The following is a 22,691-nucleotide window of genomic DNA, read 5'->3' on the forward strand; positions in this document are numbered from 1 at the left end:
ACTCGCAGCCCGATTTGGCCTGTGGGCGAGGAGTGAAAGTGGCATCGGTGATGGATAATGGCGTGCTGGGGGCGATAGTCGACCAGGTACGCCCGCTGCTGGGACGCGGAAAGGTCGCGGATTATATCCCGGCGCTGGCGGCAGTCAGCGGCAATAAACTGGGGATCGCGATCAGCACCGTCAATGGGGAGCACTATCAGGCAGGTGATGCCGATGAGCGCTTCTCCATTCAGTCGATCTCAAAAGTGCTTAGCCTGGTGGTGGCAATGAACCACTACGGCGAGGAGGAGATCTGGCAGCGCGTCGGTAAAGATCCCTCTGGCCAGCCCTTCAACTCGCTGCTGCAACTTGAGATTGAGCAGGGCAAACCGCGCAATCCTTTCATTAACGCCGGGGCGCTGGTGGTGTGCGATATGCTGCAAAGCCGCCTCAGCGCGCCGCGCCAGCGCATGCTGGAGATTGTGCGCAAGCTCGCAGGCGTCGAGGATATCGTTTACGACACGGCGGTGGCGCGATCGGAGTTCGACAATGCCGCGCGCAACACCGCCATCGCCTGGCTGATGAAGTCTTTCGGCAACTTCCACAATGATGTCACCACCGTTCTGCAAAACTACTTCCACTACTGCGCACTGAAGATGAGCTGCGCTGAGCTGGCGCGCACCTTTCTCTTTTTAGCGCAGAGCGGGCAGGCGGAGCACCTCGGCCAGCCGGTGGTATCGCCAAGGCAGGCGCGGCAGATTAACGCCCTGATGGCGACCAGCGGCATGTACCAGAACGCCGGGGAGTTTGCCTTCCGCGTCGGCCTGCCGGCGAAGTCGGGCGTTGGCGGCGGGATTGTGGCGATTGTGCCTCATGAGATGGCGATTGCGGTGTGGAGCCCGGAGCTGGATGACGCGGGCAACTCGCTGGCGGGCGTCGCGCTGCTGGAAGCGCTCAGCCAGCGCCTTGGCAGATCGGTCTACTGATGGCGGATCTCGACGCGCTGTTTGCCCGCCTTGGGCGCTCAACCTTTCGCTCCCGTTTTCGCTTAGGCGCAAAGGAGCGGCACTACTGCGAAGAGAAGGGAGCAGAAGTGATTGCTGCCCACGCCGCCGATTTTGTCGCTCAACGCCTTGCGCCTGCGCTACCTAATAATGACGGCAAACAGACGCCGATGCGCGGCCACCCGGTATTTATCGCCCAGCATGCTACCGCCACCTGTTGCCGCGGCTGTCTGGCGAAGTGGCACGCCATTGCGGCGGGCCAGCCGCTGTCGCCGGCGCAGCAGCAGTATGTTGTTGATGTGATTTATCACTGGCTTGTGATACAGATGAATTCGCCGCGCTGATGGCGTTTGCGCAACACCCTATAGCGGAAAACAAGCATGCTAAGCTTTAGGCTATTTCCGACGCTACTTCGGGCAGCTCCTGCCGCCCGCGACAGGAATTGAGATTTGATGCGAGCTTTGTTGTCATCCTGGCGTCCGTTCAGGGAAGAGACCCCGCTGATCAATGCGGGGATGATTTTTGCGCTGACCACGCTGTTCTATTTTATCGGCGCGATGATGCGCCTGGTCGAAGAGCTGTCGCTCTTCTGGCCACTGAACGCGGTGATGGCCGGTGTTTTTGCCCGCTACGCGTTTTTGCACCGCTGGCACTACTACTTAATCAGCTACGTCGCGATGCTGGCTTACGATGCCGTCACCACCAGTTGGGGCACGGCGTCGCTGATCATCAACTTTTCTAATATGGTGTTTATCATCACCATGGCGCAGCTTATTGGTCGTGAGCGCCGCCAGATGGTGAAGACGCCACAGCCGATCAATGCCCTGAAACTCTTTAGCTACTGTCTGGTGGCCGCGCTGCTCTGCGCCTTCTTTGGCGCGCTGGGCTCGGTCGGGATCGACGATCAGGGTTTCTGGCCGCTGCTGGCGGACTGGTTTGGCGAGCAGTTCTCAACGGGCGTGCTGATTTTGCCGTGCCTGCTGACCATGACCCGCCCGCGCGCGCTTAAGGGTTTTTCACTGCCGCAGGTGATGCCGATCCTTGCGCTGGCAGTGTCGGTCGCTGCCTCAGTGGTGATTGGCGGTGCCGGAAGCCTGGCGTTTCCGCTCCCGGCGCTGATCTGGTGCGCGGTGCGCTATTCACTGCCGTTAACCTGCCTGGTGACGCTTATCACCGGCGGGCTGGAGATTATGCTGGTCTCCAGCGGGCAGATCGATATTCACGTCCACTCGCCGTTTGATATTCCGCAGATGCTCTCGGCGCGCCTTGGCGTGGCAACGATGGCCATCTGCCCGGTGATCGTCTCGGTCAGCGTTGAAGCTATCAACCGCCTGATGCGCCAGGTGTCGCTGCGCGCCGATTTTGATTTCCTCACCCGCGTTTACTCCCGCTCCGGCCTGTATGAAGCCCTGCGCAAAGAGGAGAAGCGCTTTGTCGGCAAACATCTTTCGGTGATGCTGATGGATATCGACTACTTCAAAAGCGTCAATGACAGTTATGGTCACGAGTGCGGCGACAAAGTGCTGACTTCGTTCGCGCAAAAAGTGCAGCAAGAGCTTGGTACACGCGGGCTGGTGGCGCGCATGGGCGGCGAGGAGTTTGTGGTGGTCGCCGTAACGAAAGATGCGACGGCAGGAAAAGCGCTGGCGGAGACGCTGCGCCGTGCTGTGGAAAACCATCACTTTAAATGGCGTCAGCAGACGTTGCATCTGACGATGAGCGTCGGCATCGGGCACGGCACGCCCGACCCGCGCCAGTTAACAGAAGGGTTCAATGATCTGCTGGCCGAGGCCGATGAGCATCTCTACCGCTCGAAGAAACATGGCAGAAACTGCACTAGCGATAGCCAAAGCGATGCGCAGGAAGTGGCTGTTTCGCCCGCCACGTGAAATAAGCAACACAATAAATATTAATAACTTATAAATATCTTGCGGCTGATTTTTGAGATCCATATGATTAACGTCGCGCGGTCGCAAGCAGCGGATTCGCACACCCTGACAAACGTGCCGAATAGGCTACGCTTAATGCTGTAAACCGTTGTCTACTCGCCCGTTTGCTCGAGCGCGGCGGTCCAGACTGAGAATGATGAGATCGGCACTCTATGAAAACACCTGCGATTCCCGCAAATGAGGCACAGCGCCTGGCGTCATTGCATGACTCCGGCCTGCTGGAGGGTGGCGTCAACGCCCGTTTAGACCGCTTAACGCGCCTGGCGCAACGGATGTTCAATGTCCCGGCAGCGCTTATCACGCTGGTTGATGAAGAGACATTGCACTTCAAATCCACCGGCGGTTATCCGGCAGACAATCCCACTCTGCCGCGCAACATCTCCTTTTGCGGCCACGTCATTTTGTCTGAAACGGCGATGATCATTGAAGATACCCATCTTGATGAGCGATTTACCGATAATCCGCTGGTGACCGGCGAACCGCATATTCGTTTCTATGCCGGTTACCCGCTGCGCCTGCCGGACGGTGCGCTGGTGGGATCGCTGTGCGTGATTGATAAAGCGGCGCGCGGCTTTTCCGGTGCGGAAGTCGATACCCTGAAAGATTTCGCCATGATTGTCGAAGATGAGTTCGCGGTGATGAGCGCGGCGACGACCGATGAGTTAACCGGCCTCTTTAACCGCCGTGGCTTCGATAACCTGGCGAAGTTCGCGATTGTTGGCGCACGCCGCCGCGCGCAGCCATTGACGCTCGCGTGGATCGACCTTGATAACTTCAAAGAGATTAATGACACCTACGGCCACGGCGAAGGGGATGAAGCCCTGAAGGCGATGGCGGAGGTGATGACCGCCAGCCTGCGCGAAGCGGATCTGCGAGTTCGCTACGGCGGCGACGAGTTCGCGATTGTCTTCTCTGACACTAATGAAGAGGGCGCATGGATTGCGATGCAGCATCTGGTCGAACAGGTCGAGGCCTGGAACCAGCAGTCGGGCAAGCCCTGGAAGCTCGGTTTCTCCTGGGGCATCAGCGAATTTAATCACGATGGAAATGACGATCTCCGCAGCTGGATGAAAGAGGCGGATGAGAAGATGTATGCCATGAAATCCCGCAACAATCGCGGGCGCTGATCCATAACGAAATCGTATGGATGCGGCGCTTGAGTTAGCCCGTTCCGCGTTGAATAGTGGTCATTTTACAAGGAAGACAAATGACCGCTTATCATATCAATAGCCTCTCTGGTGAGGCGATCCTCTGCCATATCGACAGCCTGTGCGGCGTGCTGGAAAACTGCGTCGCCGGCGGTGCCTCCGTCAGCTTTATGCATCCGCTTTCGCGGGAAAAATCACATCAGTTTTGGTCCGGCGTTGCCGCAAGCGTAACGCGCGGTGAGCGCATTGTGCTGGCCGCGCAGGATGAGGCGGGCGAGATTGTAGGCACCGTTCAGGTGGTGCTCGATCAGCCGGAAAACCAGCCGCACCGCGCCGATGTCTCGAAATTACTGGTGCATGATAGCGCGCGGCGTCAGGGGCTGGCGCGTCGCCTGATGACAACCCTTGAGCGTGAGGCGCAGGCGCACGGGAAAAACGTGCTGGTGCTGGATACAGCGACCGGCAGCGGGGCGGAGAACTTCTACACCGCCTGCGGCTGGCAGCGGGTGGGTGAGATCCCGCGTTACGCGCTGATGCCGGATGGAAATGTGACGGCGACGACACTTTTTTACAAGTTCATATAACTGACGCCAATAAGCCGCGCCAGTTTGATCAAAACAGGGTTTCATGGTCGTAAAGTCTGATAAGTTATTACACCAATATTCCAAGGTTGTATGACTAATCTAAAAAAGGAACCCACTGTGAACACATTAAACCGTCGCAATTTTCCCGGGGCTGACTATCCAGAACGTATTATTCAGTTTGGCGAAGGGAATTTTTTGCGCGCTTTTATCGACTGGCAAATCGATCTGTTGAATGAGCACACCGACCTTAACGCCGGTGTGGTGGTGGTTCGCCCAATCGAGAGTGATTTCCCGCCTTCTCTGAGCACGCAGGATGGTCTCTACACCACCATTATTCGCGGCCTCAACGAGCAGGGCGAAGCGGTGAGCGACGCGCGTCTTATCCGCTCCGTTAACCGCGAAATCAGTGTTTACACGCAGTATGACGAGTTTCTTAAGCTGGCCCACAATGCGGATATCCGCTTCGTTTTCTCCAATACCACTGAAGCGGGTATCAGCTACCACGCCGGGGATAAATTCGATGATGACCCGGCGGTAAGCTACCCGGCAAAACTGACCCGCCTGCTGTTTGAACGCTTCCGCCATTTTGCCGGTGCGCAGGATAAAGGCTGGATCATTATCCCTTGTGAATTAATCGATTATAACGGCGACGCGCTGCGCGAACTGGTACTGCGTTATGCCAACGAGTGGGCGCTGGGCGCGGAATTTATTCAGTGGCTTGAGACGGCGAACAGCTTCTGCTCGACGCTGGTTGACCGCATTGTTACTGGTTATCCGCGTGATGAAGTGGCGAAACTGGAAGCGGAGCTGGGTTATCAGGATGCCTTCCTCGATACCGCCGAGCACTTCTATCTGTTTGTTATTCAGGGGCCTAAATCGCTGGCCGCTGAGCTGCGTCTGGATAAATACCCGCTGAACGTGCTGATTGTGGACGACATCAAGCCATACAAAGAGCGTAAGGTGGCGATCCTCAACGGGGCACATACGGCACTGGTGCCAGTCGCATTCCAGGCGGGTATCGATACGGTTGGCGAAGCGATGAGCGATACCGAGATCTGTGCGTTTGTTGAGAAAGCGATTTACGAAGAGATCATCCCCGTGCTGGATCTGCCGCGCGACGAACTGGAGTCTTTCGCCAGCGCGGTGACCGGGCGTTTCCGTAACCCCTATATCAAACACCAACTGCTCTCCATCGCCCTGAACGGCATGACCAAATACCGCACCCGCATTTTGCCTCAGCTGCTGGCAGGGCAGAAAGCCAGCGGTGAATTACCTGCGCGCCTCACATTTGCACTGGCGGCGCTGATTGCGTTTTATCGCGGTGAGCGTGACGGGAAAAGTTACCCGGTGCAGGATGATGCGCACTGGATTGAGCGTTATCAGCAGCTGTGGAGCCAGCATGGTGACCGTCAAATCAGCACCCGCGAGCTGGTGAGTGCGGTGCTGTCGGTGAGCGATCACTGGGAGCAGGATCTGAGCAAAGTACCAGGTCTGGTAGAGCAGGTGACGCGCGATCTGGATGCGATTCTGCTGCGCGGCATGCGCGAAGCGGTAAAACCGCTCTGTTGATAGGTGCCTGTAAAATGCCGGATGGCGCTTGCGCTTATCCGGCCTACATTTTCCACTCCTACAATCCACTCGATCCCGTAGGCCGGATAAGGCGTAGCCGCCATCCGGCAAAACAGCGATAGCTGAAAGCACCCATCTAGTTACAACATACTATTACTAAGTTGTATAACAGGTTCCAGCAACCTCTGCGCCAATGCCTTGTCGAGCAGGGCGAAATTGCGTCACAATCCGTTAGCAAACTTGCAACTGTGACATTGATCACGTTTAATAGCCGCTGCGCTCCTTTTCCCCCTGAATAATTATGATTGTCCGTCCTGAAAAACACTGGCTTGCTCGTCTCTTCGTCTGGCACGGCTCTGTACTGCCGAAAATCGCTTCACGTCTTACCATGAACTTCCTGCTCTCGGTCACCGTCATCTGGATGCTACCGTGGTACACCTCGCTGGGCATCAAGCTAACGGTCGCACCGTTCAGCATTCTCGGTGTGGCGATTGCTATCTTTCTCGGTTTTCGCAACAACGCCTGTTTCGCCCGCTACTCGGAAGCGCGTCTGTTATGGGGGCAGTTGATGATCGCCTCGCGCTCGCTGCTGCGGGAAGTGAAAACCACGCTGCCAGACGAGAGTGACGTGCGCCACTTTATGCAGCTACAGTTCGCCTTTGCCCACGCGCTGCGCATGACGCTGCGACGCAAACCTCAAGGCGACGTGCTGTCAAAATATCTCTCGGCTGATGAGTTACGGCAGGTCTTAAATGCCCATTCGCCAGCAAACCGTATTCTGCTGATGATGGGCCAGTGGCTGGGCGAGCGCAGGGCGCAAGGGGCGCTGTCGGATATTATGTTCCACAGCATTACTCAGCGCTTACACGATATGTCCGCGGTGCAGGCCGGCTGCGAGCGTATCTTTAATACGCCGCTGCCTTTTGCCTATTCACTGATTTTGCACCGCACGGTCTATCTCTTCTGCATCATGCTGCCGTTTGCGCTGGTGGTGGATCTGCACTTTATGACGCCCTTTATCTCGGTGCTTATCTCTTACACGTTTATCTCGCTCGATACGCTGGCGGAAGAGCTGGAAGATCCGTTTGGCGAAGAGGATAACGATCTGCCGCTGGATGCCTACTGCAATGCGATTGAAATCGATCTGCTGCAAATGGAAGACGCCGACGATCTGCCGGTCAAACTGACACCGGACAAAAATTACCAATTGACCTAAACTTACAGGGGCGTAAGCCGTAAGATTTTTTCACTCTCCTGGCTCAGGTCATCTAAAAGAGGGACATGCGATGGAAAAGTCCGATAAAACCTTCTCGTTCGCGCTGACGTTTATCGTTGGCCTGTCACTGCTCGCCACGGCATGGGATATCTCACTCTTCAGTAGCCTGCCGTGAGCCATCTGCCAGCAGCGCCTGCGTCTCTTGCGCCGGGCGCTGCAACAGTGCAATCGCCTCTTCAGCTGACGTGACATTGGTGTAACCGATAATCAAACCGTAACGTGGCGAATCACCCCTGTACCATTCTGAAAGCGGGCTGACCTGCAACTGATGTTGTTGCCAGAGTTGCGCCAGCGCCACATCCTGCGTGCTATCACGCAAAAAAGCGATGATATGCATGCCGCCGTCGCGCACCTCTACATTAAAAATCTGCGGATAAATCTGCGCCAAAGCTGCCAGCACGAACCCGCGCCGGGCAGAGTAAAGATTGCGCATCTTCTTCAGATGCTTATAAAAGTGGCCTTCGCTGAGAAAGGCGGCGAGAATTTTTTGCGTTAACAGCGGCTGGCCGCTCTCGGTGAGTTCAGCTGTTTGCCTGAACTGCGCGAGCAGCGCACGCGGCAGCACCAGATAACTGGTGCGTAAGGAGGGCAACATGGTTTTGCTGAAGGTGCCCATATAGATAACCCGGTCATCACTATCGAGGCTTTTCAGCGCAGGCACCACTTTGCGGGTGTAGTGAAACTCGCCGTCGTAATCATCCTCAACAATCCAGCTATTGTGCTGCGCTGCCCATGCCAGCAGCTGCTGTCTGCGGGGCAGGGAGAGGGTGACCGCCAGTGGGCTTTGGTGTGACGGTGTCACAAATAGCAGGCGGGCGTCATGGTGATGGCGCAACAGAAACTGCATATCCAGACCGTCGTTATCGACCGGCACGCTATGCAGTTGCTGGCACGTATGCTCCAGAATGCGCTGGCCTAAAAAATAACCCGGCTCTTCAAACACCACTTTATGATGTGAGCCTGCAAACAGGGTAAGGATCACCCGCAAGTTATGTTGATACCCGCCGGTGATCACCACCTGTTCCGGGCTGCAGGCGAGCCCGCGCGAAACATTCAGATAGTGGGCAATAGCGTCGCGCAGAGGAGCGTAGCCCATTAACGGTGGCGTAAGCATTTCGCCCGGATGTAGCGCGCGCACCGCTTTAGCGCTGAGCAGCAGCCATTTTTTGCTCGGGAAGGCATCAAGTGCCGGAATGCCGAGGCGCAATAAACCGCTCTGTTTACGTTCGGCATCGCCAAACGCTGACGCTGGGTTGGAAAGGGGCTTATCGCGAGCTTTACGCTTGACCGGCGACAGCACCAGTTCGGGGTTGACGCGCGTGCCGCGCGCGCCATCGCTGACCAGAAACCCTTCACCGATCAGAATCGACCACGCGGTTTCCACCGTTTTTCGCGCCACGCCCAGTTCGCTGGCCAGCACGCGTACCGAGGGGACTTTATCCCCCGGCTTAAGCAAACCTTGCGTGATGCTCTCTCGATACTGCGAATAAATAGCTCTGTATCCTGGCTTCATGTCCTACCTGTTTTTCGCGTTTTTGCATCTTTCTCCTGCGACATTGACGCGTAATATAGCCCCCGTTGAAACATTAAACGAGGCAAATAATATGAGCACCCGCATCAATCTCTTCCAGCGCGTTCCTGACCTGATCAAAGCCCTTTCCGATGCCAGCCAGGCCTCGCACCACAGCGGTCTGGATAGCACGTTAAAAAATCTGGTGGATATTCGTACTTCGCAGCTAAACGGCTGCGCCTTCTGTCTGGATATGCACATTAAACAGGCACGAATTCTGGGCGAGCGGGAGCTGCGGTTGCATCATGTCGCCATCTGGCGCGAATCGCCGTTATTCACCGCGAAAGAGAAGGCGGCGCTGGCGTTGACCGAAGCCCTGACCCGGCCCGGTGCTGAAGGGGTAAGCGATGCTATTTATGACGCGGCGCGTGAACATTTTGATGAAGTGGCGTTATCAGAGCTGGCGTTTGCTATCTCGATTATCAACACCTGGAACCGTTTGATGATCGTCTCGCAAACTGCGCCGGGCGCGCTCGATAAAGCCTACGGCCTCGATCGCGCGAATCTCGAATAGTCGTGCGGTTTCGTAGGCCGGATAAGCGCCAGCGCCATCCGGCAACACAATCCGATACCAATGCAAAATCGGTGCACTTTCGTAGGCCGGATAAGCGCAGCGCCATCCGGCAATATAGCCCGGCTCATGGCTGAACCGGGCAGGGACATCGCTTTCCGACGTCAAAAAACCATTAATGCGCCAGCTGGAAGAAACGCACCGAGTTGCGCAGCGCCTCGCTCTGCTCCGTCATTGACTGCGCGGCCACCGCGGCCTGTTCCACCAGCGTGGCGTTCTGCTGGGTCACCTGGTCCATTTGATCGATGGCGACGCTGATCTCTTTAATCCCCTGGTGCTGCTCGGTTGAAGCGGCGGAAATATCGGCGACAATTTCCGTCACCTTATTCACCGACGAGACAATCTCCTCCATCGCACGGCTGGCGGTATCGGCAAAACGTGAACCGTCGGTGATTTTTTCCACCGTCCCCTCAATCAACTGCTTAATCTCTTTTGCCGCATCGGCGCTCTTCTGCGCCAGGTTACGTACTTCGCCAGCGACCACCGCAAACCCTTTGCCCTGTTCACCGGCGCGCGCCGCTTCCACAGCGGCGTTGAGCGCCAGAATATTGGTCTGAAACGCGATCCCCTCAATTACCGAAATAATGTCGACAATCTTCTGCGAACTGTCAGAGATCTCATGCATGCGCGTCAGCATATCGTTAACCTCTTTGCCGCCTTTGAGCGCGGTTGCAGAGGTCTGGCGCGCCAGCTCGCTCGCTTTACGGGCGTTCTCCGCATTACTCTTCACGTTTTCCGTGATCTGCTGCATGTTGGATGACGTCTGCACCAGCGAAGCCGCCTGCTCCTCGGTGCGCTGCGACAAGTCATTATTACCCTCGGCGATCTCACCGGCAGCATGGGAGATCGATTCGCTGCCATCAATAATGCCGCGAATAATCTCCGCCAGCTGGCTGTTCATATATTTAATCGTTGCCAGCAGACTGTTGTTATCACCTTCACGTAAATCGACTGCCGTCTCCAGCTTGCCAGCGGCCACCGCCTGCATAATCGACATCGCATAATCCGGCTCGCCGCCCAGTTGCCGTGCCAGGCTGCGCGAAATAAAGAGGGCGCTCACGCCTGTGGTAATCAGCGCCAGTAGCAGTAAGCCGATCAGCACATAGAGCGCGTGGTTGTAATTATCCTGCGTCGTTTCGCCCATCCGATCGCCGATAGCCACTTCCATATCGACCAGCGTCGCCAGGTCTTTCATCAACTGCGTGCGGTATTTCGCCGACACCACGCCGCTGATCTTCGCCGCTTCTGCCGCGTCGCCGTGGTTCATCGCCTCAATCACTTTCGCGTTGACGTCGATGAAGTTTTTGAAGTTATCAACCACCGTAACAAACAGCGCGTTCATCTCCGGCGTTGCATCGGCAGAGATTTTTGCGTACTGCCGCTGGGCATTGAGGAACGTCTCCTGGTTTTGCAGCAGTTCATTACGATGCTGATCGAGGGAAGCGGGGGTTGTCGAAGCGATGTACTGCACCTGCTGTAAGCGCATTTCCGCTAACACACCGCGCATCTCAAGGGTGTAGCGAATGCCGGGCATACGCTGCTGGCGGAATTTATCAATTTGTTGTTTGCTGCCGTTAAGCTGATAAATAGAGACGATGCCAACAATTAACATCATCACAATAAGAATAGAGAAACCAACGAGCAGTTTCGTTAATACCGTCGCGTGCGCAATTTTTTTCATGATCCTGAAGTTTTAAAAAAGAGTGGTACTAGTAATAACGGCAGAAACCGTAGAAAGATTGAGGTTAAAAGTCGATCTGTATCACATATCGCACTGATATTTGGGCAAATATCTCACAGGCGGCATTGGTTTTATTTAAGGGGAGAGGGAGTGTTAAATAATATCGGGAAGCTGTGTTAATTAATTGAAATAATATTTCACTTAAAGCGATAAATATTATTTGCGCACGCCTGACGTGCGCGAATAATTAACCTTTAAGACTCAGCGGCAGCTCATCTGCCCACTTGGTGGCTTGCGTCATTAATTCTGATACTGCGGAGTAAGGCAGGCCAATCTTGTTTGCGATCGCGCTGGTCTCATCCCATAAACGCTGTTCATAGACGCGGGCGAGGTGAACATAGGGGTAGAGTTCTCCGCTCTCTTTTTCCAGCGCTGTTGCCACATCCGGCGAGACGGAGATCTGCTCCATCAGCTCCTCAAGCGGCAGGCCGAGGATCACATCCAGCAGGGAGAAGAGCCCCACCAGGAAAGCGTCATTGGCGACATTATTGCTGGAAGTGCGCGCCGCCACCAGTTCGCAAAACTTGGCGCGGATCAGGCTCAGATAGTAGATCTCGGTATTGGTCACGTGCTCAAACGACGTAAGACAGGCCACCAGTACAAAACGGCGCATCTCGTTGATGCCGAGGTAAACCACAATGTCGCGTAAGGACTGGTTACGAAAACCGCTGATCCCGCGTGTGTTATATAAGATGTTCTGCGCATAGCGCATGATCTTAAACGAGAGGGAGACATCGCGTTTCAACAGCTCTTCAATGCGGTTTAAGTTCGGCGACTCGACGTTTACTTCCTGCATCAACCGCAGTGCGAAGGCGCGGTTCTGCACCAGCTTGTTGCGCTTAGAGACCACCGGTTTGCTGAAGAAATAGCCCTGGAAGAGGCGAAAACCCAGTTTCTTATAGGCTTCGAACTCCTCATAGGTTTCCACTTTCTCCGCCAGCAGCACCGCGTGGCGCAGCGCATCGCGGTTGGCGTTGACCCAGGCGTCAATCTCTTCCAGTGAGCTTCGTCTGATATCAAACTTAATCACATCGATATAGGGCAGGAAAGCGTCCCATTGGTTGCCGGGTGCGAAATCGTCAAGGGCGACGCGAAAGCCGAGGTTCTGCAGGCGTTTTACCGTCTCCAGCAGTTGCTTGTCCGGCTGCGCATCTTCAAGGACTTCGATCACCACGCGGTTTTTCGGCAGCGTTTCGGCAAGGCCGTCAATCAGTAACTGGTAGGGGAAATTGACATATACCGTCGTCAGATCGTTCTTACGTCCGACAGGCGCACTGAGAAACTGCTCTTCGATCAGTTGGGTCGTGGCTTGCTCGGCAGAGATCTCCGGAAAACGGTTATCCATGCTATTGCGGAACAGCAGTTCGTAACCGACGGTGTTCAGTTGGTTATCAAAGATCGCCTGTCTGGCCACAAAAGAAAACATTCACCACCCCGTACACCGTGTACTTTTGTATAAGTATTACAAATATATAAGCTTATAACACACCCTGAATAGCTGAAGCGTGCGCCTGATACTAAAAAAGTGACCTTTAGCGCTAAAAATATAGGCCAGCAAAGCGGTAAGTGTACAGGTAATGAGGATATTCTTAAGCGTAACCGCTCAAAGTAGCAGCATCACGCTGTAAAAAACGGCAAATATGCAGGAAAGCGTAAGCGAGGCAGGGGATAAAACAGGCGCTGCGCCTGCGTGACAGTCAAAATCGCTGTCCGGCATGGCGCAGCGCCAAAGGCGCGGAATTAAGTACGCGGCGTCTGTTCAGCCGGCGCGGTGGCATGCACTTCGTTCACGCGCTTACGCACGCCAAACCAGCCAGCAATCAGCAGAACGGCGATCAGCGGAATAGAGCCGATAGTGAAGGTACCGTTCGGATAGTCGAACGCCATCAGCACCAGCACGCTGAGCAGGAACAGCAGCGTCAGCCAGGAGGTCACCGGCGCACCGGGCATCTTGAAGCTGACATCTTCTGCTTTGCCTTCGCGGATCGCTTTGCGCAGGCGCATCTGGCACACCACGATAAAGCCCCACGAAGCGATAATGCCCAGCGACGCGACGTTAAGCACAATCTCAAACACCTGCGACGGCACCAGGTAGTTCAGGAACACACCCACAATGTAGACGCAGATTGTCGCCAGAATACCGGCATACGGCACCTGCTGGCGGCTCATCTTCGACATAAACTTCGGTGCGGAACCGCCCATCGACATCGAGCGCAAAATACGCCCGGTGCTGTAGAGGCCGGAGTTGAGGCTGGAGAGCGCGGCGGTCAACACCACGATATTCATCACGTCGCCAATATATGGCACGCCAAGCTTCGAGAAGAAGGTGACGAACGGGCTTTGTCCCGCCTGGTAAGCGTTCCACGGCAGCAGCAACACCAGCAGCACCACCGAGCCAACGTAGAACAGGCCGATACGCCAGATCACGCTGTTGATCGCTTTCGGCACCATGGTCTTCGGCTCTTTACATTCGCCTGCGGCGGTACCGACCAGCTCAATAGAGGCGAAGGCGAATACCACGCCCTGCACCAGCACCAGTGCGGCCATCATGCCGTGGGGGAAGAAGCCGCCGTTATCGGTAATCAAATGGAAGCCGGTGCTGTTGCCATCAAGCGGTTTGCCGGTGCCGAGGAAAACCGTCCCCACCACCAGAAACAGCACAATCGCCAGCACTTTCAGCAGCGCAAACCAGAACTCCATCTCGGCGAACCACTTCACGCCGATCATGTTCATGGTGCCAACAATCGCCAGCGCGCCGAGGGCGAAGACCCACTGCGGCACGTCGCCAAAAGCACCCCAATAGTGCATATAAAGCGCGACGGCGGTGATATCGACAATGCCGGTCATCGCCCAGTTGATGAAGTACATCCAGCCGGCGACATAGGCGGCTTTTTCACCGAGGAACTCACGGGCGTAAGAGACGAAGCTGCCGCTGGAAGGGCGGTGTAACACCAGTTCGCCCAGCGCACGCAGAATAAAGAACGAGAAGATACCGCAAACGAGATAGACGATAGCCAGTGATGGCCCGGCCATTTGCAGTCGCGCGCCGGCACCGAGGAAAAGACCGGTACCGATTGCGCCGCCGATGGCGATCATTTGTACATGGCGGTTACCCATCGCCCGGCTGTAGCCCTCTTCATGAGAGTTCAGCCAGCGACGTTTCGCCGCGTGATGCTCCGTGGTGTTGTTGTTCTCTGTTTTCATTGCATTACCCTGTTGACCTGTCTGACCTTGCGGAATGTCTCAAGCCGCAGCACAAAAACCACACGATTTGCACCGTCGGCTACACGTTCTCTCTTTCCATTGTTTCTGTGTATGGATAAGGGAAAACATGGCGCAGCATCGTAACCGCAATCGTTTACTGACGCAAAACATACCCAGCCGTAAACAGCACACTATTAGTCGAAATTGTGAAGTCAACTCCATCAAGCAGAGGAAATGATTCAGGATGGTGAAAAATGCAACAGAAAAAACCACAACCATAGAACGGTGTTTTACCCAGTCCGCACCTGCATTTGTCATCATTCATTTGCAGAACAAATAGCTTTAGCGCCTGGCAACGCTGACTTTGCGAATTTTTTGCTTACCAAATGTAAATTAATTGTTTCACAGCAGATTCCGCGCGCTCCAGTATTGGTCCATCTTCTCTGACACGAGAGCGTGCCATGTCTTACCGACTGAGTTTGCTGGACAAAAGCCCCATCGCGGAGCATGAAACCGCGCAGGACGCGCTCCTGCGCACGCTGCAACTGGCGCAGCAGGCGGAAAACTGGGGCTATCACCGCTTCTGGATAGCTGAACACCACAACACTTCACAGCTGGCGAGCCCGTCGCCAGAGCTGCTGATCGCCTGGATACTCGGCCAGACGCGGCGCATCCGCGTCGGCTCCGGCGGCGTGATGCTGCAACACTACAGCCCCTACAAAGTGGCGGAGAATTTTAACCTGCTGGCGAACCTTGCTCCGGGGCGTGTCGACCTGGGGGTGGGCAAAGCCCCCGGCGGTTTACCGCTCTCCACCCGCGCGTTGCAGCAGGGGGTGAATCCCGAAGAGAAGGGGCGTTTTGCCGATCAGCTGGCGCAACTGGATAACTGGCTGTCGCTGACCCCGGACGAAAGCGCGGATGAATCCTTAGTGGCGACGCCGCTTGCGCCAGTGCAGGCGGAGCGTTTCCTGCTCGGTGCCAGCCTTGAGAGCGCAACGCTTGCGGCATCCCTCGACTGGCACTTTGTCTACGCCGCGCATCTCAACGGCGACAAAACCCTTTTGCGTGACGTTGTCACGAGATGGCAGCAGCTAAGCCGCCGCGACACGCTGGTTGCCGTGCAGGTGATTGTGGCAGAAACCCAGGCGCAGGCTGACACGCTGGCGCAGCAGGTTGAAGTGTGGGGCGTTGAGCTGGCGAACGGGCAAAAAGTGAGCGTCGCGAGTGAAGCGCAGGGGCAGGCCTTTGCCCGCCAGGCTGGCAGCCCGGCAGTGCGTATTGCACGGCGCGAAAGCGCCATCATCGCCGGCACGCCAGAAAAGGTGCGCGCCGGGTTGGATGGGCTGCATCAGCAGTTTGGCATTGACGAATTTATTATCGACACGCCGGTGGCGGAAGGACGCGCGCGCTTAACCTCGCTCCTGCTGCTGGCGCAGGCGGTCGCGCAGACGCAAACCCTACAGGAGGTGGCGGGATGAGCTTTACCGAACAGTTAATTGCGTGGCGGCGCGAGCTGCATCAGTACCCGGAGCTTTCGCTCCAGGAGTTTGAAACCACGCGGCGCATTCGCCACTGGCTGGAGCATGCCGGGCTGCGCCTGTTGCCGCTCGATCTGCCGACCGGAGTGGTCGCGGAGGTCGGAAGCGGCGAGAAGGTGATCGCGCTGCGCGCCGATATCGATGCGTTACCGATTGAGGAGGCGGTTGAATCGCCGTTTGCCTCGCGCAATCCCGGTGTGATGCACGCCTGCGGGCACGATATTCATACCAGCGTCATGCTCGGCGCGGCTTTGCTGTTAAAGGAGCGTGAGCAGCACCTGCCGGGCAGGGTGCGCATCCTGTTTCAGCCAGCGGAAGAGAATTTTGGCGGCGCGAAACGGCTGATTAAGGCCGGTGCGCTCGAGAGTGTGAGCGCGATATTTGGCATGCACAACGAGCCGGGCCTGCCGGTCGGCGCATTTGCCACCCGCGGCGGCGCGTTTTACGCCAATGTCGATCGCTTCAGTCTGAAGGTGAGCGGCAAAGGGGCGCACGCGGCGCGGCCACATGAGGGCAACGACGCCATTCTGCTCGCCAGCCAGCTGGTTGTGGCGCTGCAAAGTATCGCCAGCCGCAACGTCAACACCCTCGAATCGGTGGTGCTAAGCGTGACGCGTATTCAGGGCGGCAATACCTGGAACGTGCTGCCAGAGCATGTCGAGCTGGAGGGAACCCTGCGCACCCACGATGCGGCTATTCGCGCGCAGGTGAAAAAACGCGTTGAGGCGATCGCCGCCGGGCTGGCGCAGGCCTTCGATGCCGCTATCGCCGTGACCTGGTTCGACGGCCCGGATGCGCTGGTCAATCACCCGCAGTGGGCAGACTTCGCCCGCGAGGTCGCCAACGAACACGGATACCGTACCGCAGAGGCGGATCTGCATATGGGCGGGGAGGATTTCGCCGTCTATCTCCAGCAGATACCCGGCGCGTTTGTCAGTATCGGCAGCGACAGCCCGTACGGTCTGCATCATCCCGCGTTTAATCCTGATGAAGAGCTGATTGATGAGGCGGCGCGCTACTTTGCCCGCCTGGCAGAAAAAGCCTTACAGCACCCTTAACAAACCTTTAAATGACCTGGGGCGGTGGCTCCGGGCCACCTGTTGCCTGAATTCCGGAGGGAGTATGTCTACAGCACGACAATTGCGGCTTGGCACTATCTTGCATGGCGCATCGGGAAATATGTCCGCCTGGCGACATCCTGCGGCGGTCGCCGACGCCAGTATTAATTTTGACTTTGTGCAGGAGACGGCGCGTATCGCTGAGCAGGGAAAACTCGATTTCTTATTTGTCGCTGACGGCTTATATATCAATGAAAAATCGATCCCGCACTTCTTAAATCGCTTTGAACCGTTGACGGTGTTGTCGGCGCTGGCAAGCGTCACCCGGCACCTTGGTCTGGTGGGCACGCTCTCAACCTCCTATAGCGAACCCTTTACCGTGGCACGGCAGTTCGCCAGCCTCGATCACCTGAGCCATGGCCGGGCAGGCTGGAACGTCGTCACCTCACCGCTGGAGGGATCGGCGAAAAACTTCTCCCGTGAAAAGCACCCGGATCACGCCTTGCGTTACCGCATTGCCGATGAGTATCTCAATGTGGTGAAAGGGTTGTGGGACTCCTGGGAGGAGGACGCCTTTATTCGTGATAAAGCCAGCGGGCAATTTTTCGACCCGGCAAAACTGCACACCCTCAACCACCACGGCGACTTTTTCCAGGTTGCAGGCCCGCTGAACATTGGCCGCACGCCGCAGGGCAGGCCGATTATTTTCCAGGCGGGCGCCTCGGAGGATGGCAAAAAACTGGCGGCACGCCATGCCGATGCCATTTTTACTCACCATGAAACGTTAGCGGAGGCACAGGCCTTCTACCGCGACGTGAAGCAGCAGCTGGAACAGCACGGGCGGCGTCATGACGAGCTGCACATTTTCCAGGGCGTCAGCGTGATTGTCGGCGATAGCGAAGCGGATGCCGAGCAGCAGTATCAAACCACCGCCGCGCTGGTCTCCATTAATGATGCGCTCAACTACCTCGGGCGCTACTTCGAGCACCACGACTTTAGCCAGTACCCGCTCGACGAACCCTTCCCGGAGATTGGCGATTTAGGGCAGAACAGCTTTCGCAGCACCACTGATGAGATCAAACGCAACGCCCGCGAACGCCAGCTGACGCTGCGCCAGGTGGCACTGGAGAGCGCCTCGCCGCGCCCGCGTTTTTCCGGTACCGCTGAACAGGTGGCTGACGGGTTGCAGGCGTGGTTTGAGAGCCATGCCGCCGACGGGTTCATCATCCAGGGCGGCACGCCGGATACCTTCCCGCGCTTCGTCGAAAAAGTGGTGCCGATCCTGCAAGCGCGCGGTCTGTTCCGCACCGACTACCCCGGCACAACCCTGCGCGAAAGTTTAGGCCTGGCGCTGCCCGCACATCCCCGGTCAACACAATAGAAGAAGAGAACGCTATGCAGAGACGCACCCTTTTACTGGCGGCAACGCTTGCATTGACGCCGCTGGCGCAGGCCAGCGAGGTGACCATCAACGGCACCGGCGTTAGCCTTGAGGCCAACTCCACGCCGATCCATACGGCGAAAAACCCGCAGGCGGTAAGCCAGCTGCCGCAAGGGTACCGCTTTGTGCAGCCGGGTAAATTCACCGTGGCGGTTGCTGCGCTTAACTCGCCGCCGCTGACGGTGTTTGCCGCCGATAACAAAACCCTGCTCGGCAGCGAAGTGGATATCGCCCGGCTGGTGGCCGACAGCCTCGGGCTTGAACTGAATGTGGTGCCGACCTCCTGGGAGGACTGGCCGCTGGGCGTGGCCTCCGGCAAATATGATGCCGCGATCAGCAATATCACCGTCACCCAGGCGCGCAAAGCGAAGTTTGATTTCGCTACCTATCGCAAAGACTCCCTCGGTTTTTATGTCAAAACCGCAAGCCCCATCAAACAGATTCAGCAGGCGGCGGATATCGCCGGGCTGCGCATCATTGTTGGCTCCGGCACCAATCAGGAGGCGATCCTGCTGGCCTGGAACGCGGAAAACCTGAAGAAGGGGCTTGAACCCTTTACGCCGGTCTACACCAAAGATGACGCTGCGCAGACGCTGGCGCTGCAATCCGGTCGCGCGGATGCCTTCTTTGGCCCCAATGTGATTGGTGCCTGGAAAGCGGCGCTGACCGGCAAAACCCGGCTGGTGGGTAGCGTCGACGGCGGCTGGCCAAAAGCGGCGCATATTGCCGTGACGTTGCGTAAAGGCAACGGCCTGGCACCGGCGGTACAGAGCGCGCTGAATGGTGCGATGGCGAGGGGCGATTACGACAAGGTGCTCAACCGCTGGGGCGAAGGGGTAGAGCGTATCGCGCAATCAGAAATTAACCCGCCAGGCCTTGGCGATTAAGGAGCAGAGGATGAACGAACGTTTCCGCGATGTCTCGCCCGACACCGACGAGCTGCAACCGATCCTCGCCGGGCTGTTTGCCGAGTATGCCGCCCGCTACGGGGACTACTTCTCCCGCGACGCCGAAGTGGAGCTGAGCGAGTGGTATTTACCGCCGCAGGGGCTGTTTATCGTGCTGGAGCGCGACGGAAAGATCATCGCCACCGGCGCTTACAAACCTTTTGATCAGCGCACTGCCGAAATCAAACGCATCTGGACCGACGCCTCGCTGCGCCAGCAGGGGCTGGCGGCGCGCGTAGTGCAGGAGCTGGAGCGCCGCGCCGAGCTTGCCGGTTATAGCCAGATCTACCTGACTACCGGCTTTCGCCAGCCAGAAGCGGTACGGCTCTACCTGAGCCAGGGCTATCAGCCGCACTTCGACCTGACGCGCGATACGGAAGAGTACAGCCTGCCGCCGTTTGATGGCCGGCTGCGCTTCAGCAAAGCGCTGTCATCGGCCCGTCTGAGCAAAACCGCCTGAGGAGCGACCATGAAAAGTACCGAAACAATCAAAGTGGTGCCGGCCCGCTACCCGCTGCGCACCGTGGGGGCCATCGTCGCGCTGTTTGTGCTGGCGGCGGTGATCCAGTCCGTGGCTTTCAATCCGCGCTGGGAGTGGGGCGTCTTTGCCCGCTGGTTTTTCGACCCGGTGATCCTCGAAGGATTAGGGCAAACGCTGCTGCTGACGCTGGTCGGCACGGTGTTGAGCGTCCTTCTCGGCGGGCTGCTGGCGCTGGCGAGGCTCTCCTCGTCGTGGCTGCTGAGCAGCCTCGCCTGGGGCTATATCTGGCTGTTCCGCTCGCTGCCGCTGATTGTGGTGCTGATCATTTTGTATAACTTCTCCTACCTCTATGACTCGCTCGCCATCGGCATCCCCTTTACCGGAATTGAGTGGGCGCGCTACGAGACGATTAATGTGCTCGGCCAGTTCGCCACGGCGGTAGTCGGGCTGACGCTGGTGCAGAGCGCCTATACCGCAGAGATCATTCGCGGCGGTTTTCTTGGCGTCGATCACGGTCAGTATGAAGCCGCTGCCGCGCTTGGGCTTCCCGCCTGGCGGCGCACGGTGCGCATTATTTTGCCGCAGGCGCTGCGCACCATTTTGCCTTCGGGATTCAATGAAATTATCAGCCTCGCCAAAGGCACGGCGATGGTTTACGTGCTGGCGATGCCGGAGCTTTTTTACACCATCCAGATGATCTACAACCGCACCCAGGAGGTGATCCCGCTGTTGATGGTTGGCGCCGCCTGGTATCTGGTGATCACCAGCGTGTTGTCGGCGATCCAGTATCTGGTTGAACGCTGGCTGGCGCGCAGTGAACGCCGCTCGGCTATCAATCCGTCCGTTTACCGCGCAGCGGCGACGACGCACACCACCCACGCCACGGAGCCTGCTCATGCCCATCTCTCCTGAAGGCCATATCTCGATTAGCGGCGTCAGCAAATATTTTGGCCGCCATAAAGCGCTGGATAATGTGTCGCTGGAGATCCCGCCCGGCACGGTGACGGTGATCCTCGGCCCCTCCGGCTCCGGCAAGTCGACGTTGCTGCGCACCATTAATCACCTTGAGCGCGTCGACGAGGGCTTTATCCGTATCGACGGCGAGTACATCGGCTACCGCCAGCAGGGGGACAAACTCTACGAGCTGAAAGAGAAGGAGATCCTGCGCCAGCGGGTCAACGTCGGGTACGTGTTTCAGAACTTCAATCTCTTTCCGCACCTGACGGTGCTGGAGAATCTGATTGAAGCGCCGATTGCCCATAAAAAGCTGAGCCGTAAAGCGGCGGTCGAGCAGGCTTTTGAACTGCTGGATGTGGTCGGGCTGCGTAACAAAGCCGATGCCTGGTCGCGTCATCTCTCCGGCGGCCAGCAGCAGCGTATCGCCATCGCCCGTGCGCTCTCGCTGCGCCCGCGCGTGATGCTGTTTGATGAGCCGACCTCCGCGCTCGATCCGGAACTGGTGGGTGAGGTGCTGGATGTGATCAAAAAGCTGGCGCGGGCCGGATCGACGCTGGTGGTGGTGACCCATGAGATCGGTTTTGCCCGCGAGGTCGCCGACCAGGTGGTGTTTATGGTCGATGGCAAAATTGTGGAGCAGGGGAGTAGTGAGGCGGTGCTGAATCAGCCGCAGCACGCCCGCACGCGCCAGTTTCTCTCCAAAGTGCTGTAGGGAGTGCGTATGAAAAAGGCATTACTGGCGCTGATATTGTGCAGCGCAGGCCCGGTTGTGGCCGGGCAGATCGATCTGCGTGCCAACGAGCAGCCGATTGTGGCGACGCGGGATGAGGAGGCAATCGCTAAAATCCCGGCGAATTACCGTTTTGTCGAGCCGGGCACGCTGACGGTTGCCATCTCCGCGCTTAACTCACCGCCGCTGGCTTTACTGGCGAGCGATAACCGCACGCGTGTTGGCAGCGATCCGGATATCGCCAGGCTGCTGGCGAGCAGTCTTGGTCTCAAACTGAAACTGGTACCGACCGCCTGGGAGGACTGGCCGCTCGGCATCACCTCCGGGCGCTACGATGTGGCGCTGGTCAATATTGCCGTCACCGAGGCGCGTAAGCAGAAGTTTGACTTCGCCACTTATCGCGCCGACTCACTCGCTTTTTCAGTGAAAGCCACCAGCCCGATAAACGCGATTAGCGGCCCAGCCGACCTGGTCGGGCGCAGAGTGATTGTTGGCTCCGGCACCAACCAGGAGCGGATCTTGCTGCGCTGGAATGAGGAGAACCGCGCTGCCGGGCGCGAGCCGGCAAAACCGATCTACCTGACGGATGATGCCTCCGGCAATTTGTATATTCAGTCCGGGCGCGCGGACGTGGTGTTTGGCCCGCAGTCGGTCGCGGCATATAAAGCGGCGCTGAATGGCACAACAAAAGTGGTCGGGCTGGGGCCGAAGAAAACCTGGGTGGCGACCACCAGCAAAAAGGGTAACGGCCTGGTGCTGGCTTTGCAGGCGGCGATCAACGGCGCCATCGCGCGCGGCGAGTATCAACAGGTGCTGGCGCGCTGGGGTGAGCAGGGCGAAGGGGTTGACACTTCGCAGGTCAATCCGCCGGGGGTGAACTGGTAAAAAATGATAGCGCTAACATGATTATGGTGGGCTTTTGCAGCTTGTTTAGTGCACCAAAC

At 57.3% G+C, this 22,691-nt stretch carries 18 protein-coding genes and 1 pseudogene; 15 read left to right on the forward strand and 4 right to left on the reverse strand.

Features of this window, described 5'->3' with window-relative positions; translation table 11 throughout:
• The first annotated feature begins 38 nt into the window (after window positions 1-38).
• From glsB to BWI95_RS15990, 7 genes are all read left to right on the forward strand, one after another.
• Window positions 39-965 carry a glutaminase B gene (glsB, locus tag BWI95_RS15960; protein WP_076769809.1) on the forward strand — a complete coding sequence of 309 codons (927 nt, stop codon included), beginning with the start codon at window positions 39-41 and terminating at the stop codon, window positions 963-965.
• A complete protein-coding gene (locus BWI95_RS15965) occupies window positions 965-1,327 on the forward strand; it encodes a DUF4186 domain-containing protein (RefSeq protein ID WP_054803988.1) in 363 nt (120 codons plus the stop codon). The genes glsB and BWI95_RS15965 overlap by 1 nt, the downstream gene beginning before the upstream one ends.
• Window positions 1,328-1,435: 108 nt before the next feature.
• Window positions 1,436-2,872, forward strand: coding sequence for a GGDEF domain-containing protein (locus BWI95_RS15970; RefSeq protein ID WP_076769810.1), 1,437 nt, complete (start codon window positions 1,436-1,438; stop codon window positions 2,870-2,872).
• A 212-nt stretch (window positions 2,873-3,084) separates the two neighbouring features.
• A complete protein-coding gene (locus tag BWI95_RS15975) occupies window positions 3,085-4,059 on the forward strand; it encodes a GGDEF domain-containing protein (RefSeq protein ID WP_054803987.1) in 975 nt (324 codons plus the stop codon).
• 80 nt (window positions 4,060-4,139) lie between these two features.
• Entirely contained in the window at window positions 4,140-4,664 is a 525-nt protein-coding gene (locus BWI95_RS15980) for a GNAT family N-acetyltransferase (RefSeq protein ID WP_076769811.1), read from the forward strand.
• Between the two features lie 117 nt (window positions 4,665-4,781).
• Entirely contained in the window at window positions 4,782-6,233 is a 1,452-nt protein-coding gene (locus BWI95_RS15985; RefSeq protein ID WP_076769812.1) for a tagaturonate reductase, read from the forward strand.
• 301 nt (window positions 6,234-6,534) lie between these two features.
• The gene (locus BWI95_RS15990) at window positions 6,535-7,449 is read left to right on the forward strand and encodes a bestrophin family protein (RefSeq protein ID WP_076769813.1); all 915 of its coding nucleotides are present in this window, start codon (window positions 6,535-6,537) and stop codon (window positions 7,447-7,449) included.
• A gap of 151 nt (window positions 7,450-7,600) precedes the next feature.
• On the opposite strand, the gene pdxR is transcribed toward BWI95_RS15990, so the two are convergent.
• Window positions 7,601-9,022 carry a MocR-like pyridoxine biosynthesis transcription factor PdxR gene (gene pdxR / locus BWI95_RS15995; RefSeq protein WP_076769814.1) on the reverse strand — a complete coding sequence of 474 codons (1,422 nt, stop codon included), beginning with the start codon at window positions 9,020-9,022 and terminating at the stop codon, window positions 7,601-7,603.
• A 91-nt stretch (window positions 9,023-9,113) separates the two neighbouring features.
• Here pdxR and BWI95_RS16000 point away from each other — a divergent pair, with 91 nt between their 5' ends.
• Window positions 9,114-9,593 (forward strand): carboxymuconolactone decarboxylase family protein, encoded by a 480-nt coding sequence (locus BWI95_RS16000; protein ID WP_076769815.1) that lies wholly within the window; start codon window positions 9,114-9,116, stop codon window positions 9,591-9,593.
• 172 nt (window positions 9,594-9,765) lie between these two features.
• Here the strand turns inward: BWI95_RS16000 and BWI95_RS16005 are convergent, their stop codons facing one another.
• The 3 genes from BWI95_RS16005 to ansP form a co-directional block, all read right to left on the reverse strand.
• Entirely contained in the window at window positions 9,766-11,331 is a 1,566-nt protein-coding gene (locus BWI95_RS16005; RefSeq protein WP_076769816.1) for a methyl-accepting chemotaxis protein, read from the reverse strand.
• Window positions 11,332-11,578: 247 nt separating this feature from the next.
• Entirely contained in the window at window positions 11,579-12,817 is a 1,239-nt protein-coding gene (locus BWI95_RS16010) for an EAL and HDOD domain-containing protein (protein WP_023478645.1), read from the reverse strand.
• 314 nt (window positions 12,818-13,131) lie between these two features.
• Complete coding sequence (gene ansP / locus BWI95_RS16015; protein ID WP_076769817.1) at window positions 13,132-14,595, reverse strand: L-asparagine permease; 1,464 nt, start codon at window positions 14,593-14,595, stop codon at window positions 13,132-13,134.
• Between the two features lie 461 nt (window positions 14,596-15,056).
• On the opposite strand from ansP, the gene BWI95_RS16020 reads away from it, so the two are divergent.
• From BWI95_RS16020 to BWI95_RS16055, 7 genes and pseudogenes are all read left to right on the forward strand, one after another.
• Window positions 15,057-16,073 carry an MsnO8 family LLM class oxidoreductase gene (locus BWI95_RS16020; protein ID WP_054803985.1) on the forward strand — a complete coding sequence of 339 codons (1,017 nt, stop codon included), beginning with the start codon at window positions 15,057-15,059 and terminating at the stop codon, window positions 16,071-16,073.
• The gene (locus BWI95_RS16025) at window positions 16,070-17,191 is read left to right on the forward strand and encodes a M20 peptidase aminoacylase family protein (RefSeq protein WP_076769818.1); all 1,122 of its coding nucleotides are present in this window, start codon (window positions 16,070-16,072) and stop codon (window positions 17,189-17,191) included. Before BWI95_RS16020 ends, BWI95_RS16025 begins: the two co-directional genes overlap by 4 nt.
• A 64-nt stretch (window positions 17,192-17,255) precedes the next feature.
• Window positions 17,256-19,519, forward strand: a pseudogene (locus BWI95_RS23755) (NtaA/DmoA family FMN-dependent monooxygenase).
• Between the two features lie 10 nt (window positions 19,520-19,529).
• Window positions 19,530-20,039, forward strand: a complete 510-nt coding sequence (locus BWI95_RS16040) for a GNAT family N-acetyltransferase (protein ID WP_054803983.1) — start codon at window positions 19,530-19,532, stop codon at window positions 20,037-20,039.
• Window positions 20,040-20,048: 9 nt separating this feature from the next.
• A complete protein-coding gene (locus BWI95_RS16045; RefSeq protein ID WP_054803982.1) occupies window positions 20,049-20,972 on the forward strand; it encodes an amino acid ABC transporter permease in 924 nt (307 codons plus the stop codon).
• A complete protein-coding gene (locus BWI95_RS16050; RefSeq protein WP_023478647.1) occupies window positions 20,956-21,729 on the forward strand; it encodes an amino acid ABC transporter ATP-binding protein in 774 nt (257 codons plus the stop codon). Before BWI95_RS16045 ends, BWI95_RS16050 begins: the two co-directional genes overlap by 17 nt.
• A gap of 9 nt (window positions 21,730-21,738) precedes the next feature.
• Entirely contained in the window at window positions 21,739-22,632 is an 894-nt protein-coding gene (locus BWI95_RS16055; protein ID WP_076769820.1) for a transporter substrate-binding domain-containing protein, read from the forward strand.
• The last annotated feature ends 59 nt before the right edge of the window (window positions 22,633-22,691 follow it).

The sequence above is a fragment of the Kosakonia cowanii JCM 10956 = DSM 18146 genome, assembly GCF_001975225.1.
In the GTDB taxonomy this organism is placed as follows: Bacteria; Pseudomonadota; Gammaproteobacteria; order Enterobacterales; family Enterobacteriaceae; genus Kosakonia; species Kosakonia cowanii.

Bases quoted from the DNA above. Each gene is read 5' to 3' on its own strand.
- BWI95_RS15965 (WP_054803988.1), top strand. From the start codon at position 965: ATGGCGGATCTCGACGCGCTGTTTGCCCGCCTTGGGCGCTCAACCTTT.
- BWI95_RS15970 (WP_076769810.1), top strand. From the start codon at position 1,436: ATGCGAGCTTTGTTGTCATCCTGGCGTCCGTTCAGGGAAGAGACCCCG.
- BWI95_RS15975 (WP_054803987.1), top strand. From the start codon at position 3,085: ATGAAAACACCTGCGATTCCCGCAAATGAGGCACAGCGCCTGGCGTCA.
- BWI95_RS15980 (WP_076769811.1), top strand. From the start codon at position 4,140: ATGACCGCTTATCATATCAATAGCCTCTCTGGTGAGGCGATCCTCTGC.
- BWI95_RS15990 (WP_076769813.1), top strand. From the start codon at position 6,535: ATGATTGTCCGTCCTGAAAAACACTGGCTTGCTCGTCTCTTCGTCTGG.
- pdxR (WP_076769814.1), bottom strand. From the start codon at position 9,022: ATGAAGCCAGGATACAGAGCTATTTATTCGCAGTATCGAGAGAGCATC.
- BWI95_RS16000 (WP_076769815.1), top strand. From the start codon at position 9,114: ATGAGCACCCGCATCAATCTCTTCCAGCGCGTTCCTGACCTGATCAAA.
- BWI95_RS16005 (WP_076769816.1), bottom strand. From the start codon at position 11,331: ATGAAAAAAATTGCGCACGCGACGGTATTAACGAAACTGCTCGTTGGT.
- BWI95_RS16010 (WP_023478645.1), bottom strand. From the start codon at position 12,817: ATGTTTTCTTTTGTGGCCAGACAGGCGATCTTTGATAACCAACTGAAC.
- ansP (WP_076769817.1), bottom strand. From the start codon at position 14,595: ATGAAAACAGAGAACAACAACACCACGGAGCATCACGCGGCGAAACGT.
- BWI95_RS16020 (WP_054803985.1), top strand. From the start codon at position 15,057: ATGTCTTACCGACTGAGTTTGCTGGACAAAAGCCCCATCGCGGAGCAT.
- BWI95_RS16025 (WP_076769818.1), top strand. From the start codon at position 16,070: ATGAGCTTTACCGAACAGTTAATTGCGTGGCGGCGCGAGCTGCATCAG.
- BWI95_RS16040 (WP_054803983.1), top strand. From the start codon at position 19,530: ATGAACGAACGTTTCCGCGATGTCTCGCCCGACACCGACGAGCTGCAA.
- BWI95_RS16045 (WP_054803982.1), top strand. From the start codon at position 20,049: ATGAAAAGTACCGAAACAATCAAAGTGGTGCCGGCCCGCTACCCGCTG.
- BWI95_RS16050 (WP_023478647.1), top strand. From the start codon at position 20,956: ATGCCCATCTCTCCTGAAGGCCATATCTCGATTAGCGGCGTCAGCAAA.
- BWI95_RS16055 (WP_076769820.1), top strand. From the start codon at position 21,739: ATGAAAAAGGCATTACTGGCGCTGATATTGTGCAGCGCAGGCCCGGTT.